12 protein-coding genes are annotated in these 13,912 nt (G+C 71.6%); 5 read left to right on the forward strand and 7 right to left on the reverse strand.

Going from position 1 to position 13,912, the window contains the following annotated elements:
- Positions 1–109: 109 nt before the first annotated feature.
- Positions 110–4,864: an NAD-glutamate dehydrogenase gene (locus BM272_RS07555; RefSeq protein ID WP_093428165.1), complete on the forward strand. Its 4,755-nt coding sequence runs from the start codon at positions 110–112 to the stop codon at positions 4,862–4,864.
- Positions 4,865–4,894: 30 nt separating this feature from the next.
- Here the strand turns inward: BM272_RS07555 and BM272_RS07560 are convergent, their stop codons facing one another.
- Positions 4,895–5,203 carry a HepT-like ribonuclease domain-containing protein gene (locus tag BM272_RS07560; protein WP_093428215.1) on the reverse strand — a complete coding sequence of 103 codons (309 nt, stop codon included), beginning with the start codon at positions 5,201–5,203 and terminating at the stop codon, positions 4,895–4,897.
- Positions 5,204–5,231: 28 nt separating this feature from the next.
- Entirely contained in the window at positions 5,232–5,522 is a 291-nt protein-coding gene (locus BM272_RS07565) for a nucleotidyltransferase family protein (RefSeq protein WP_093428166.1), read from the reverse strand.
- 87 nt (positions 5,523–5,609) lie between these two features.
- On the opposite strand from BM272_RS07565, the gene BM272_RS07570 reads away from it, so the two are divergent.
- Together BM272_RS07570 and BM272_RS07580 are read left to right on the forward strand one after the other, a co-directional pair.
- Complete coding sequence (locus BM272_RS07570) at positions 5,610–6,011, forward strand: YbaN family protein (protein ID WP_093428167.1); 402 nt, start codon at positions 5,610–5,612, stop codon at positions 6,009–6,011.
- 347 nt (positions 6,012–6,358) lie between these two features.
- A complete protein-coding gene (locus BM272_RS07580; RefSeq protein WP_093428169.1) occupies positions 6,359–6,556 on the forward strand; it encodes a DUF2283 domain-containing protein in 198 nt (65 codons plus the stop codon).
- A 12-nt stretch (positions 6,557–6,568) separates the two neighbouring features.
- On the opposite strand, the gene BM272_RS07585 is transcribed toward BM272_RS07580, so the two are convergent.
- The gene (locus tag BM272_RS07585; protein WP_093428170.1) at positions 6,569–7,048 is read right to left on the reverse strand and encodes a cupin domain-containing protein; all 480 of its coding nucleotides are present in this window, start codon (positions 7,046–7,048) and stop codon (positions 6,569–6,571) included.
- 152 nt (positions 7,049–7,200) lie between these two features.
- On the opposite strand from BM272_RS07585, the gene BM272_RS07590 reads away from it, so the two are divergent.
- Positions 7,201–7,632, forward strand: coding sequence for a hypothetical protein (locus tag BM272_RS07590; RefSeq protein ID WP_093428171.1), 432 nt, complete (start codon positions 7,201–7,203; stop codon positions 7,630–7,632).
- A 28-nt stretch (positions 7,633–7,660) separates the two neighbouring features.
- Here BM272_RS07590 and BM272_RS07595 read toward each other — a convergent pair whose 3' ends face one another.
- Positions 7,661–9,280: an aspartate:alanine exchanger family transporter gene (locus tag BM272_RS07595; protein WP_093428172.1), complete on the reverse strand. Its 1,620-nt coding sequence runs from the start codon at positions 9,278–9,280 to the stop codon at positions 7,661–7,663.
- A 130-nt stretch (positions 9,281–9,410) separates the two neighbouring features.
- Here BM272_RS07595 and BM272_RS07600 point away from each other — a divergent pair, with 130 nt between their 5' ends.
- Entirely contained in the window at positions 9,411–10,208 is a 798-nt protein-coding gene (locus tag BM272_RS07600; RefSeq protein ID WP_093428173.1) for a DUF2189 domain-containing protein, read from the forward strand.
- 4 nt (positions 10,209–10,212) lie between these two features.
- Here BM272_RS07600 and BM272_RS07605 read toward each other — a convergent pair whose 3' ends face one another.
- The 3 genes from BM272_RS07605 to BM272_RS07615 are packed head-to-tail and all read right to left on the reverse strand — an operon-like array spanning position 10,213 to position 13,858.
- On the reverse strand, positions 10,213–11,463 hold the full coding sequence (locus BM272_RS07605; protein ID WP_093428174.1) for a 3-deoxy-D-manno-octulosonic acid transferase: 1,251 nt from the start codon (positions 11,461–11,463) through the stop codon (positions 10,213–10,215).
- Entirely contained in the window at positions 11,460–12,758 is a 1,299-nt protein-coding gene (gene waaA, locus BM272_RS07610; RefSeq protein ID WP_093428175.1) for a lipid IV(A) 3-deoxy-D-manno-octulosonic acid transferase, read from the reverse strand. Before waaA ends, BM272_RS07605 begins: the two co-directional genes overlap by 4 nt.
- Positions 12,755–13,858: a glycosyltransferase family 9 protein gene (locus BM272_RS07615; RefSeq protein WP_093428176.1), complete on the reverse strand. Its 1,104-nt coding sequence runs from the start codon at positions 13,856–13,858 to the stop codon at positions 12,755–12,757. Before BM272_RS07615 ends, waaA begins: the two co-directional genes overlap by 4 nt.
- Between the last annotated feature and the right edge of the window lie 54 nt (positions 13,859–13,912).

The raw sequence follows: 13,912 nt of genomic DNA on the forward strand, positions 1-13,912 counted from the left end.
TTCGCCTCTCGTGCCCGGTAACGGCCGATGTTCGCTCGATCGGTACCATTGCTTGCCGCCCCCCTGTGGCGGGGTTAGGGTCGGATCCAGAGACGGGTGAGGAGGGTCCATGGAACGCGAACCCGAACAGCAGTGGATAACGATACGGCGCCGGGCCGAGGAGGAGGCCAGCGCCGGCTTCGTCGCCTTCGTGGAGGCGTGCTACGCCGGCATGGCGGCGGAGGACCTGGCCGAGCGCAGCCCCGAGGATCTGGTCGGCGCCGCCCGCGCCCACTGGGCCCTGCTCCACCAGCCGCGCCGCCCCGGGGAGCGCCACCTGCGCGTCCACAACCCGGATCGGGAGGTCGATGGCTGGTGGAGCCCCCACACCGTGGTGGAGCTGGTCCAGGCCGATCGCCCCTTCCTGGTGGACTCCCTGCGCCTGGCCCTGAATCGCCACGGCCTCGCCATTCACTGGACGGTGCATCCCGTGGTCGCCGTGGAGCGGGATGCCGAGGGCGCCGTCCTCGCCACCGGCCGGGGCGAGCCGGAGGCGGTGCTGCGCCTGGAGGTGGATCGCCGCGCCGACACGGATAACGCCGCCCTGGCCGGGGAGCTGGAGGCGGTCCTGGCGACGCTGGACGCCGTGGTGGACGACTGGCAACCCATGGTGGCCCGGCTGGAGGAGGCTGCGGCCGCCATGGGAGGAGCGCCGGTGGCCGGTGCCGGGGAGGCCGCCGAGTTCCTGCGCTGGCTGGCCGGCGACCACTTTACCCTCCTGGGCTATCGCGCCCACACCCTGGAGATGGATGCCGACGGCCCGCACCTGTGCGTGGAGGCGCACTCGGGGCTGGGCATGCTGCGCGGGCCCGAGGCCCATCGGCGCTCCACCACCTTCGATGCCCTGCCCCGCGCCTACCGGGAGGAGGCCACGCGGCCGGAGCCGCTGCTCATCACCAAGAGCCGGCGCCGCTCCACCATCCACCGCCAGGGCTACCTGGACATGGTCGGCGTCCGTCGCTTCGACGAGCAGGGCCGGGTGGTCGGGGAATGGCGCTTCCTGGGCCTGTTCACCTCCAACGCCCACCACGAGCGCCCCCACCGGATCCCGCTGCTGCGGGAGAAGGTCGCGGCGGTGATGGAGCGCTCCGGCCTGGAGCCGCGCAGCCACGCCGGCAAGGCGCTCTACAACACCCTGGAGACCCTGCCCCGGGACGAACTCTTCCAGGCCGATAGCGAACAGCTCCTGGCGGCGGCGCGAGCCATCGTCCAGCTGCAGGAGCGCCAGCGGGTGCGTCTGGTGCTGCGCCCGGACCCCTTCGGCCGCTTCATGGCGGCGCTGGTCCACGTCCCCCGGGAGGACTTCGACACCCGCCTGCGCCTGGCCATCCAGTCCCTGCTTACCGCCGAACTGGGTGCCCACGGCGTGGACGTCAGCGTCTGGCTGGACGACTCGGAGCTGGCCCGGGTCTATCTCCTGCTCCATACCGACCCGGCCGCCTTCCCCGAGCCGGATGTCCGCGAGCTGGAGGAGCGGCTGGCGGCGCTGGCCCGGGGCTGGGGCAAGCGGCTGGGGGCCGAGCTCATCCAGCTCCACGGCGAGGCCCGGGGGCTGGCGCTGGAGGAGCGCTATCGCGACGCCTTCCCCGCCTCCTATCGCGACCAGCACCGGGTGGAGACCGCCGCCGCCGACATCGATCGCATGGAGCGGCTGGCCGCCTCGGGCGGCATGGCCACCGCGCTGGAGCTGGGCGGCCCCGGCGGTCTGCGGCTGCGCCTGCTGCGGACGGAGCGGCCCTTCGGCCTCTCCGATCTGCTGCCGGTGCTGGAGCACCTGGGTGTGCGGGTGGCGGACCAGCAGTCCCACGCCCTGCGCCCGGCCGAGGGCGGTGTGATCTGGCTGCAGGACCTGGGGCTGGAAGGCGGTCCGGCGGAGGATGCCAGCGGCGAGCGGGCGGATGCCTTCCGGGAGGCCTTCCAGCGGGTCTGGAACGGCGAGGCCGAGGACGACGACTTCAACCGCCTGGTCCTCCACGCCGGCCTGGACTGGCGCGAGGCGGATCTGCTGCGCGCCGCCCACCGCTGGCTCCACCAGACCGGCCTGCCCTTCGGCCAGGGTTTTACCGCCCGCGCCCTGGCGGAGCAGGGTCAGATCGCCCGGCTCCTGGTGGACCTCTTCAATACCCGCTTCGACCCGGCGCTGGACGAGGCGACCCGGACCCAGCGGACCGAGCGGCTCACCGACGGGATCGAACGCTCCCTGGAGGCGGTCCCCGGGGCCGATACCGACCGCGTCCTGCGCCGGCTGCTGGCACTGGTCCAGGCCACGGTGCGCACCAACCGCTTCCGCAGCGACGTGCCGGCCCTGGCGCTGAAGATCGAATCCCGCCGGCTGAGTGAGCTGCCGGAGCCGCGCCCCGCCCACGAGATCTTCGTCCACGCCCCCCACGTGGAGGGCGTCCACCTGCGCGGCGGTGACGTCGCCCGGGGCGGGATCCGCTGGTCCGACCGGCGGGCCGACTACCGCACCGAGGTCCTGGGACTGATGAAGACCCAGATGGTAAAGAATGCCGTCATCGTGCCGGTGGGCGCCAAGGGCGGCTTCGTGGTCAAGGGCCCGCGCCCCGGCGAGGAGGAGCCGGTGGCCGGCGAGGCCGCCTACGCCGACTGGATCCGCGCCCTCCTCTCGGTGACCGACAACCTGGATGGCGAGGATCGGGCCGTGCCGCCGGCGGAGGTAGTCCGCCACGATGGCGATGACCCCTACTTCGTGGTGGCCGCCGACAAGGGCACGGCCACCTTCTCGGACACCGCCAACGCCATCGCCACCGAGGCCGGCTTCTGGCTGGGGGACGCCTTCGCCTCCGGCGGCTCCGCCGGCTACGACCACAAGGCGCTGGGGATCACCGCCCGGGGTGCCTGGGAGTCGGTGCGCCGCCACTTCCGCGAGCTGGACCGCGACCCCGAGCGGGACCCGGTGACGGTGGTGGGGATCGGCTCCATGAACGGGGACGTCTTCGGCAACGGCCTGCTGCGCTCGCGCACCGTGCAGCTCGTCGGCGCCTTCACCCACCGCGAGATCTTCCTGGACCCGGATCCCGATCCCGAGGCCAGCTACCGCGAGCGGGAGCGCCTCTTCCACGCCGGCCGCGGCGGCTGGAGCGAGTACGACCCCGCCGTGATCTCCGAGGGCGGCGGCGTCTGGCCCCGCAGTGCCAAGGCCATCCCCCTCTCGCCCCGGTTGCGGGAGCGGCTTGGGGTCGAGGCCGAGGAGCTGCCGCCGGAGGCCGTGATCCGGGCCCTGCTCGCCGCGCCGGTGGACCTCCTGTTCAACGGGGCCGTGGGGACCTTCATCAAGGCCGTGGACGAGGGCCACGAGGCCACCGGCGATCGGGCCAACGACGCCCTGCGCGTGGACGCCACCGAGCTGCGCTGTACCGTCATCGGCGAGGGGGGCAACCTGGGGATGACCCAGCGCGCCCGGGTGGAGGCGGCTCGCCACGGCGTCCGCGTCTTCGCCGACTTCATCGACAACGCCGCCGGCGTGGACACCTCCGACCACGAGGTGAACGTGAAGATCGGGGTGGATGGCGCCGTGGCCGCCGGGGAGCTGCCGGCCGCCGAGCGCGATCCCCTCGTCGGCGGGGTCGCCGACGAGGTGGCCGAGCAGGTCCTCACCAACTGCCGGGACCAGGCCCAGGCCCTGGGCGTGGCAGCCCACACCGCCGTGGACCGGCTGGACGTCCATGCCCGGCTGGCGCGGCGCCTGGAGCGGGCCGGCTACCTGGACCGGCGCGGCTGGGCCTTCCCCGACGAGGCCGAGATCGCCGATCGTCGCCGCGACGGCGAGGCCCTGGCCGCCCCGGAGCTGGCGGTCCTCATGGCCCTGGCCCGGCAGGAGTGCCAGGACGCACTGGCCGCCGACGCCCTCTGCGGGGATCCGGACCTGGACGAGGAGGTGAGCGCCTACTTCCCTCGCGGCATCGTGGCGCGGCTGCCCGACGTCGGGGCGCGCCACCGCCTGCGCAACGCCATCGCCGCCTGCATGGTGACCAACCAGCTCATCAATCGCATGGGCCCCTCCTTCCCCCTGCGGATGGCGGAACAGACCGGTGCGAGCTACCCGGAGGTGGCGCGCGCCTTCCTGGTCGCCCGGCAGGTCTTCGATCTCTCCGCCCTGTGGCAGGAGGTGGAGGCGCTGGAGGGTGAGCTGCCGGCGGCGGTGATCTACGACCTGCTGGGCGCGCTGCGCCAGCTCGGCCGCCGCGCCACCCTCTGGCTGTTGCGCAACCGGCCCGACAGTCCCCCCATCGGCGAGACCGCCGAGCCCCTGCGAGCCACCGTTGCCGCCCTGGTCAACGAGCTGCCCGGCTGCGCCGATCCCGCCGCCGCCGACCGCATGGAGCAGGAACGCGCGGCACTCATCGAGCGTGGCGTCCCCGAGGGGCTGGCCGGACGCATCGCCGGCCTGCCCTATCTGCTGCCGGGACTGGACATCGCCGAGCTGGCCGGGGCCCACGGGCTGGCAGCGGACATCGTGGGCACCCTCTACTTCCGCCTGGGCCACTATCTGGGGCTGGACTGGCTCCGCGACCGGATTGCCGAACTCCCCGCCGAGCCCTACTGGGAGCGCATGGCCCGCAATGCCCTGCGCGACGATACCGCCCGGCTGCACCGCATGGTGACCCAGGCGGCCCTCGAAGAGGCCGGCGACGCCGGGGACGCCGAGACCATCCTGACCCGCTGGACCGAGACCCACGCCGGCCCGGTGGAACGCCTGCGCGGCCGCATGGAGGAGTTGAGTGCCACCCCCGGGGACCTCGCCCGCCTCACTGTGGCCGCGGACGCCGTGCGTCGGCTGCTAAGGGCGACCGAGGGGGGATGACGCTGAGCGGGAAGCGCCGGTATCAGGTGATCATGTTGCCGGGCGCTGAAGAGCTTCCAGCGCTGTAATCAGTGGCGCGAGGTCATCCTGGATGATGCTCCAGAGGGTGTCGTCATCAATTCCCAGGTAACCATGGATGAGGCGATTACGAGTCGCGATCACTTGTCGCCACGGGATGTCCGGATGGTTGTTTCGAACGGCCTCGGGGACATGAGTGGCGGCCTCCCCGATAAGCTCCAGATTCCGGAGCGTAGCATCATAGATAAGCTGGTTATTCACGAATCCCGCCTGGTCCAGTTCGGCAGTATAGCTCTGTGCCGCGCGGGCAAAACGCAGCATGTCATCGATATAGAAGCGCCATTCGCGCTCAGGCACGGATGGCCTCGTGCTCGATGAACGGGCGTAGCTCCGGCCGGAGGGCCTTGTCCGTCACCAGATCCACTGGCTTGCCCAGCAGGTCTTCGAGGTAGAATTGCACGCCGAAGTAGCGACTGGACGTGGCCGGGCCATCGAACCGGACCAGGATGTCGATATCGCTCCCGAGGGTCGCCTCGTTGCGGACCACGGAACCGAACAGAGCAAGGGAGTCCACGCCGAATCGGTCGTGGAGTTCGTCCCGGTGCTCGGCCAGTACTTTCAGGATCTCGTTTCGGTCCATGCCTCGGTACTCCGTCCGGTCTTCTCCTACATGACAAGCTATATTCCCCCGGCTGTCCAGTAGCCGGGATCGGGCTACCCTGAGGCCATGGATGAGGAGAGAGAAGGTCATGACTCGCTGCCGCCACGGCCGGTCCGCTGGTTGCTGCTGGGGCTGGCGCACCTCTTCGTCGGCTTAGGGATGCTCGGGGTCGCGCTGCCGGGGGTGCCCACCGTCCCCTTCCTGCTGCTGGCGGCGTGGACGGCCGGCCGCAGCTCGCCGCGCTTCCATCGCTGGCTCTACAACCACCCCCGCCTGGGCCCGCCGCTCATCCAGTGGCGGGACCGCCGCGCCATCGGCCGCCGCAGCAAGGCGCTGGCGGTGACCCTGCTGCTGGCGAGTTGGTCGATCCTCTACTGGCAGGGCCTCCACCCCTGGCTACTGGTCGGCCTGGCGGCCTTCTTCGTGGTTCTGGGAAGCTGGCTGGTGACGCGGGCGGAGCCGGGGTAGTACGAGGCAGCTACTTGCCCGGGTCAGGAGGAGCCATTGGATGGGGACTGGAATTCCCTCGCGGTCTCTGCAAGCCTTGCAGTAGAGGGGCGTGAAATCTGCACAGGGAAGTGCATGAAGACGACGCGTTACTTTGCCGAGGTCAGTAAGCGACCCGATCGCGCTACTATCCAGTGGGAGTGGATCGAGCGCGTGGTGCGAGATCCCGTCCGGGAGGTTGTGCAGGAGGATGGTCGGATACGGCGCTGGGCTCCCATCGCCGAAGCCGGTGATCGCTACTTGCGGGTCATCCTTCTGGACGACGGGGAGACGGTTCACAACGCCTTTTTCGATCGGAGCATGAGGCCATGAAGGTCCAGTATTTTCAGGATACCGACACGCTCTATATCGAGTTCAGGCCCGGCGAGATCGCCGAGAGCCGGGATCTGGATGAGAACACCCTGCTCGAGCTGGATGCGGACGGCGCGATCTGCGCCATGACCATCGAACATGCCAGCACCCGAGCCGATATGCCCCGATTCTCCTTCGAGCCGATTGCGGCTTAACGGGGCGGAGCCTCAGTAGGGTGTCCCGTCCTTGTGGGTGAAGCGCCAGGCGCTATCCACCCATTCCGCCTGCAGATCGTCATCGGGGTAGACCACCCGGTCGCCCGGGGAGCGGTCGCCCACTTCCAGGTAGACCACCTCCACGTCGGACTCATTGACCAGCTGGTGGCCGTCCCCGGTGCCGGCGGGGGAGCCGACACACATGCCCGGCTCCAGCGGGGTTCGACCCGCATCGGTCACCAGGGTGGGCCGGCCCTCGAGGATGTAGAGGAACTCGTCCTGCTCGGAGTGGGCGTGGCGCAGGGCGGAGATCGCCCCCGGCGCAAGGCGGGTGAGGTTGACCCCGAAATGGCCCAGGCCGAAGAAGTCACCGAGCGGCCGCTTCTCCCGGCCCGCCATGCGCGAGGCGAAGGGCTCGGGATAGTTGGAGGGCCGGGTGCGCGGCGGCACCTCTTCGGCGGGGATGGCGGGGCGCGAGGGGGTATCTGCCATGGGCGGCTCCTTCCAGTAGCGGTAGGCTGTCTTCCAGCGAGACCCTTTTCAGGACGGAGTACTATGCCCATCGCCCACGATCAGGTCGACGCCTTTGCCGATCGCCTCTTCACCCACAAGTCGGCCGGGACCCTGGAAAGGGGAGAAGCGACATGAAGCCGGTGGTGCAGGAAGAGGAGACCGGCTGCGGGCTGGCCTGCGTGGCCATGCTGGCCGGGGAGAGCTACCAGGCGGTACGGGAGACGGCCGTCGGCCTGGGCATCCATGCCAGCGACGAGGCCCTGTGGTCCGATACCGACTACGTGCGCCGCTTACTGGCCCACTACGGCATCGAGGCGGCCCCGGGAGAGCGGCCCTTCACTTCCTGGGCGGAGCTACCCGATTGCGCCCTGCTCGCCACCAAGCACCACTACGAGAAAGGTCGGCCCTTCTGGCACTGGACGGTGTTCACCCGGGCGCCGGAGGGCGCGGTTGCGCTCGATCCGGCCGCCTATCTCGCCGATAACCGGGGTACGGACTGGGCCGACATCGACGTGGCGTGGTTCATCCCCGTGAACCGAAAGAACGGCGGGCCCTTCCAGTAAGGGGCAGGGGCCAATTCCCCTTGACCGCTCAAGCCGCCCCCAGACTCACCAGCGCCAGGTGCATCCCCTGCACTAGCGCAATCACCAGGATGAGCGCGACCGGATAGACGGAGGAGTAGGCGACCACCGGCCGGTCGGAGCTGTCCACCTGGCGGATGATGTCCAGGCCGGGGGTGAAGGTCATGCCGCCGCAGATCACGCCGAAGCACTCGCTCACCGGGATCTTCATGAGGAAGTGGCCGACGAGGAAGCTGCCGGCCATGGGGATCACGGCGAAGAGGACGGCGTAGAAGGCGTAGTAGATGGCGTTCCAGTCCAGGGACTCGACGAAGCTCTGGCCGGTCTCCAGCCCCACCTGGACGAAGAAGAGCGCCAGTCCCAGCTCCTTGAGCACGGCGGTGGCGTTGCGCGGGAAGCGGCCGATGAAGTTGCCGATCCGCCCGAAGTGGCCGAAGAGCAGGCCGGCTACCAGGGCGCCGCCGGCGATCCCCAGGGAGAACGGCCCCAGCCCGGGGATGGGCACGACAAGCCCGCCGATGGAGAAGGCCAGGAAGAGGACGGCGGCCAGGGAGCCGATGTCCACCCGGCGCTGGACGGTGTGGTGTTCGTGGCCCAGGAAGAGCTCCAGCTGGTCGAGCTGGTAGGGGGTGCCCACGGCGATGACCACGTCACCGTGGGCCAGGGCATCGTCCTCGGCGGGGACGAACTCCACGTTGGCGCGCACCACGCGGGTGACGGTGGCGTTGAAGCGCAGCCGGATGCCGAGGTCCCGCAGGGTCCGGTTCACCACCGAGGTGTTCTCCACCACGATGGAACGGCTGTCCAGCTCCGAGCCCTCGTCGAAGGCCTCCTGCACCTCCTCGCCGAGCTGCTCCCCCACGGTGGCCACCGCCTCCGGCTCCCCCTCCAGGCGCAGGATGTCTCCCTGCTGGAGGACGGTGCTGCTGCTGGCGGTGCGCACGGAGAGATCGCGCAGGAGCCCGGAGATCACCACGTCGTGCTCCTGGAAGAGCGGCACGTCGCGTACCTGGAGACCGTGGAATTCGGGGGTGTCCAGCTTGTAGACGGCGGCGTGGAGCTGGCTGCGACCGGCCAGCTCCCGGGCCATGCGGTCGCGCAGGAGGTGGACGGAGATGCTGATGAAGAGGATGACCCCCAGCAGACCGAAGGGGTAGGCGATCCCGTAGCCGAAGATGACCTCCTCCTCCGGCGAGAACTGCATGGCGCTGATGAGGGCCGGGCTGGAGGTGAAGGAGCCGGCGAAGAGGCCCAGGCCGATGCCGGTGGCGACGCCGGTGATGGCGATAAGGCCCACCACGGTGACCCCGGCCACCGCCAGCAGCACCAGGACGTTGCTGATGTAGCGCCGGCCGTGCTGCTTGAAGGCGCGGAAGAAGCTCGGCCCCGCCTCCAGCCCCACGCAGAGCAGGAAGAGCACGATGCCCAGGTCCGCCAGGATGGGCACCGGCTCGAACCCGTAGAGGTACCCCCCGACCATGGCGGCGATGAGGACCCCGCTGGAGCCGAAGCCCACCCCCTTGATGGTGAGGTTGCCGAAGGCGATGCCCAGCAGGGTGAGGAGAAAGGTAACTACCAGATCCGAGGTCTGGAAGTAGATCTCGATGGGGACCAGCGGGTCCGTCTCCATGGGGCTTCCCGTGATCGCCTTGGGTGATTCGCAGCCTAGCAGGCCGGCGGCCCTCCGCCACACCCTTGTCTTTATCCCACCCTGCTACTAGGCAATTGGATGGAGAACGAGGATGTGAGGAGGAGTGATCATGACCACCGAGACCCTGACCGGACCCGTGGGGTCCCATCTCACCATCCGCCACGTGGGGGTTGGCGCCATCGGCCACTGGCTCGCCCGCGGGGTGGCCGATCTGCGGGCGGCGCCGGTCCCGGCCCTGTTCTGGGGGCTGCTCTTCGTCGTGGTGGGCCATCTGCTCACCGGCTGGCTGGCCGACCGGGCGCTGACCACCGTGGCCTTGCTCGGCGGCTTCCTGCTGGTCGGCCCCATCCTGGCCGCTGCCTTCTACGACATCAGCCGGCGGCTGGAGGTTGGCGAGCGCGCCGGCCTGGGGGTGGAGCTGCGCGCCTGGAGCGGCAACATCGCCAGTATCGTCGCCTTCTCCGGCCTGGTGCTCATCATGATGGCCGCCTGGCTGATGCTCTCCGGGATCCTGGCCAGCCTCTTTCTGGAGACCAGCCGGTCGCTAATGATCGGGGAGGCGGCTACCCTGGGCGAGCTGGTCGGCGGGATCCTCGACAGCCCGGGCGGGCTCGCCTTCGCCGCCGCCTACCTGGCGGCCGGGGCGGCGGTGGCCGGACTGCTCTTCGCCATCGGCGTGGTCGCCCTGCCCCTGATGGTCCACCGCCACGTTGACATCGCCACGGCCATCGTCACCAGCCTGCGCACGGTGCGCGCCAACCCTGGCCCCATGGCCCTGTGGGCGGTGACCATCGTCGCCATCACCCTGGTGGGCATGGCGCCCTACTTCGTTCTGCTCGTCGTCGCCATGCCGCTGCTGGGCCACGCCACCTGGCACGCCTACCGCGACCTGGTGGCGGAGGAGTAGTGCTTCACCGGTCGTCGGCGGTGGCGCGCAGGGCCTCTACGACGGCGGCGACGGCGCCGGCGTGGGGGGCGGCGACGGCCTGGGCGGCCTGGCCCATGGTCTGGCGGCGCTCCTTGTCCGCCAGCAGGGTGGCCGCCCCCTCTTCCAGGTAGTCGCGGCCGCCCACCACCAGTAGGGCGCCGGCGTCGTGCAATGCGGCCGCCGCCGGGGTGATGGCGGCGAGGCTGCGCCCGGAGATGAGGGCCCGGCCGGCGGCCGCCGCCGGGGCGGGGTTGTTACCGCCGTGGTGGAGGCTGCCGCCGATGAAGACCAGGTCGGCGGTGTGGCAGGCCAGGGGCCAGTCGTGGGGGCGGTCCTCCAGGTAGACGTCGGTGTCGATGCGCGGCTCGCCCCCCTTGCTGCGGTGGTAGACGCGGTAGCCGGCGTCCGTGGCCGGGGCGACGGCCTCCTCCGCCCGGCCGGGGTCGCGCGGGGCCAGGGCCAGCAGGAGGTTGTGCCAGCGCCCGCGCAGGCTCTGAAAGACCTCGAAGACCGCCTTCTCCTCCCCCGGCTCGGTGGCCAGGGCCAGCCACACCGGCCGGGCCGGGCCCCAGGTCTCGCGCAGCTCGTCCCCCTTCTGGGCCTGCTGGGTGGTGGGCGCCGGGGCGTCCAGGCGCAGGTCGCCGATGACCCGCGCCTCGCCCCCGGGGGCGAGGTCGGCGAAGGCCTCGGCGGTCTCGCCGTCGGCCACCCAGACGCCGCCGCTCTCGGCCAGGGCGGCGCGCAGGGCGCGGCGGCGCCGGGGCGGCGGGTCGTCGGGGTCGATGATGAGTGGGGCGAGGCCGGCATCGGCGGCAGCGAAGAGGAGTTCGGACCGGTTGGGCAGGCCGGCGAAGAGGGCGGCCAGGGGATCGGCCCGGCGGAGGAAGCGGCGGACCGGGCCGGGGTCGTCATCCGGGGCGAGGACGGCAGCGCCCTCCTCCTCGTCCTCGAAGAGGGCCTCGGCGCGGGCGACGGCGGCCGGCTCGCCGGTGGTAACCAGGAAGGTTGCGCCCCGCTCCGCCTCGCGCAGGGCGCGGATGACCGGCTCCACCAGCCCCAGGTCGCCGGCCTCCTCGGCGTGGAACCAGTAGGGCTGCTCGGGCAGGTCGGCCACCAGACCCAGCCGCTGGCGGGCGTCGGCGCGATGGCCCCCGCGGGCCAGCCCCGCCAGGTGGCAGAGCAGGCGGAAGGGCCGGCCCGGCATGCGGACGAGATGGTGCCACCAGCGGATCATCCTCCCTCCTCCCGGGGTGCGGCCCCGGTTTTCAGTATTGCGGCCACCTGTGCCGCCAGACGCTGGGTCGCCCCGCGATGGGCGGCCACCAGCTCGGCCCCGGCGGCGCCCATGGCCGCCCGGCTTTCAGGGTCGGTCAGCAGCTCGGTTACCGTCCGCCCAAGGGCGTCGGCATCGGCGACCTCCGTCAGGGCGCCGGCGGCCTCCAGTCCTCGAGTGATGGTAGCGAAGTTGTAGCGCGATGGCCCGGTGATTACCGCCCGGCCCACCGCCGCCGGCTCCAGGACGTTCTGCCCGCCCAGGGGGACCAGGCTGCCGCCGACGAAGGCGAGATCCGCCGCGGCGTAGAGCAGCGGCAGTTCGCCCAGGGTATCGGCCAGGTAGACCGGCTGGTCGGCGTCCGGGACCTCGCCCCGGCTGCGGCGGGCCGGTTCGCCGGTGTGATCACGGATGAGGTCGGCTACCTCGTCGAAGCGCTGGGGGTGACGCGGGGCCAGCAGCAGCAGGGCGTCGGGGTGGGTCCGGCGGACGGTCGCGTGGGCGGCCAGGATCGATTCCTCCTCCCCCTCCCGGGTGCTGGCGGCGATCCAGGCCGGGCGCGCCCCCAGGGAGGCGCGGAGTTCGGCCCCGCGCTCGGCCAGGTCGGCCGGCAGCGCCAGGTCGAACTTGAGATTGCCGGCGACCTCCACGCGCCCGGCGGGGGCCCCCAGTTCGGTGAGCCGTGAGGCGTCGTCCTCGGCCTGGGCGAGGATCCGTGTCGGCGTGGCCAGCACCGGGGCGATGAGCCGGCGCAGGCGGGCGTAGCGGCGGGCGCTCCGCGCCGACATTCGCGCGTTGGCCAGGAGGACGGGGATCTCCCGCCGCCGCAGGGCGGCGAAGAGGTTGGGCCAGAGCTCCATCTCCACGATGACCGCCAGCCGGGGGCGGGCCCGATCCAGGAAGCGGGCGACGGCGCCGGGGCAATCCAGGGGGAGGTAGGTCTGACGGTCTTCCGGGCGCAGGAGGCCGGCGGCCTGCTCCGCCCCGGCGGGGGTGGTGGTGGTCAGCAGCAGCGGGGTGTCGGGGTGGTCGGTCTGCAGTTGCCGGATGAGGGGGGCGATGGCGCGGACCTCGCCCACCGAGGCGGCGTGGACCCAGAGGGGCGGGGTCTGTGTTCGCGCGCTTGGTGGCAGCCAGCCCAGCCGCTGGCCCCAGCCGCGGCGGTAGGCCGGCTCGCGGAGGCCGCGCCGGGCCAGGTGGGCGAAGATCAGGGGCAGCGCCAGCCCCAGCAGGGCGGTGTAGAGCGCCCGCATCATGGCTGCGGCGGCGCCAGCCGCTGGTCGGCCGGGGTGGCCAGGAGTTCGTCCAGCCGGCCGGTAACGTCGGCCACGGTGATGAGATCCATGGCGGCGGGGTCGCGCACGCGCTGACCCCAGGCCACCTCGTCCACCCCCTTGCCCAGGGTCCGCTGGAGGGCGTCGGGGTAGCGGTTCACCACCCAGCGGCGGCTGAGGTAGGGCCCGGTGCGATCGGGGTTGCTGGTGGCGTAGAGGCCGATGACCGGGGTGCCGGCGGCGGTGGCCATGTGGGCCGGGCCGGAATCGGGGCAGAGGACGGCGTCGGCCCGGCCCAGCAGGCCCAGGAGCTCCTTGAGATCGGTGGCACCGATGAGGTCGGTGACCGGGGCATCCGCCAGCCGGGTGATGGCCTCGGCGTAGCGGCGCTCCTCCTCCGTGGGGCCGCCGGTGAGGACCGTCTGCAGGCCGTGGGCGCGGTGGGCGTGCTCGGCCACGGCGGCGTAGGCCTCCGGCGACCAGTTGCGGAAGTTGTTGATCCGCTGGCTGGAGCAGGGGCTGATCACCAGCGCCGGGCGGTCGTCGGGGATGACCCGGGCGGCCCGCTCGGCCGCCGGCTCGGGGACCGGGATGTCCCAGACCAGGTGGCGCTCCTCCACACCCAGGGCGCGGAGGAAGTCGAAGAAGCCCTCCAGCACGTGGGTGCGGGGGTTGGGGGCGATGCGCCGGTTGATGAAGGCGCCGTGGCCGTCGCGGCTGCGGGCCCGGTCGAAGCCCAGGCGCAGCGGGGTGCGCACGGCGGTGGAGAGGCCGCCGGCGCGCAGGGCCACCTGCATGAGTGCCAGGGCGTCGAAGCGCCGGTCGGCCAGCTGGCGGCGCAGGGCGCGGTAGCCGGCCAGGCCGCTGCCCTTCTTGAAGGGCACCATCTCCACGCCGTCGAGATCGCCGAGGAGCTTCGCCTCGGTCCCGCCGATGACCCAGGTCAGCCGCGTCTGCGGCCACGCCCGCTGCAGGGTGCGCACCATCGGCACCATGTGGGTGGTGTCGCCGATGGCGGAGAGCCGCAGGAGGCAGAGGGATTCCGGCGGTTCGGTGAAAAGCGGCGGGGTCTCGGCGGTCATGGCGCGACTCTACTAGGGGGAATGGCCATGATGCCACTGCCGCCGCGGAGGCGG

It is taken from the genome of Thiohalospira halophila DSM 15071 (assembly GCF_900112605.1).
GTDB lineage: Bacteria > Pseudomonadota > Gammaproteobacteria > Thiohalospirales > Thiohalospiraceae > Thiohalospira > Thiohalospira halophila.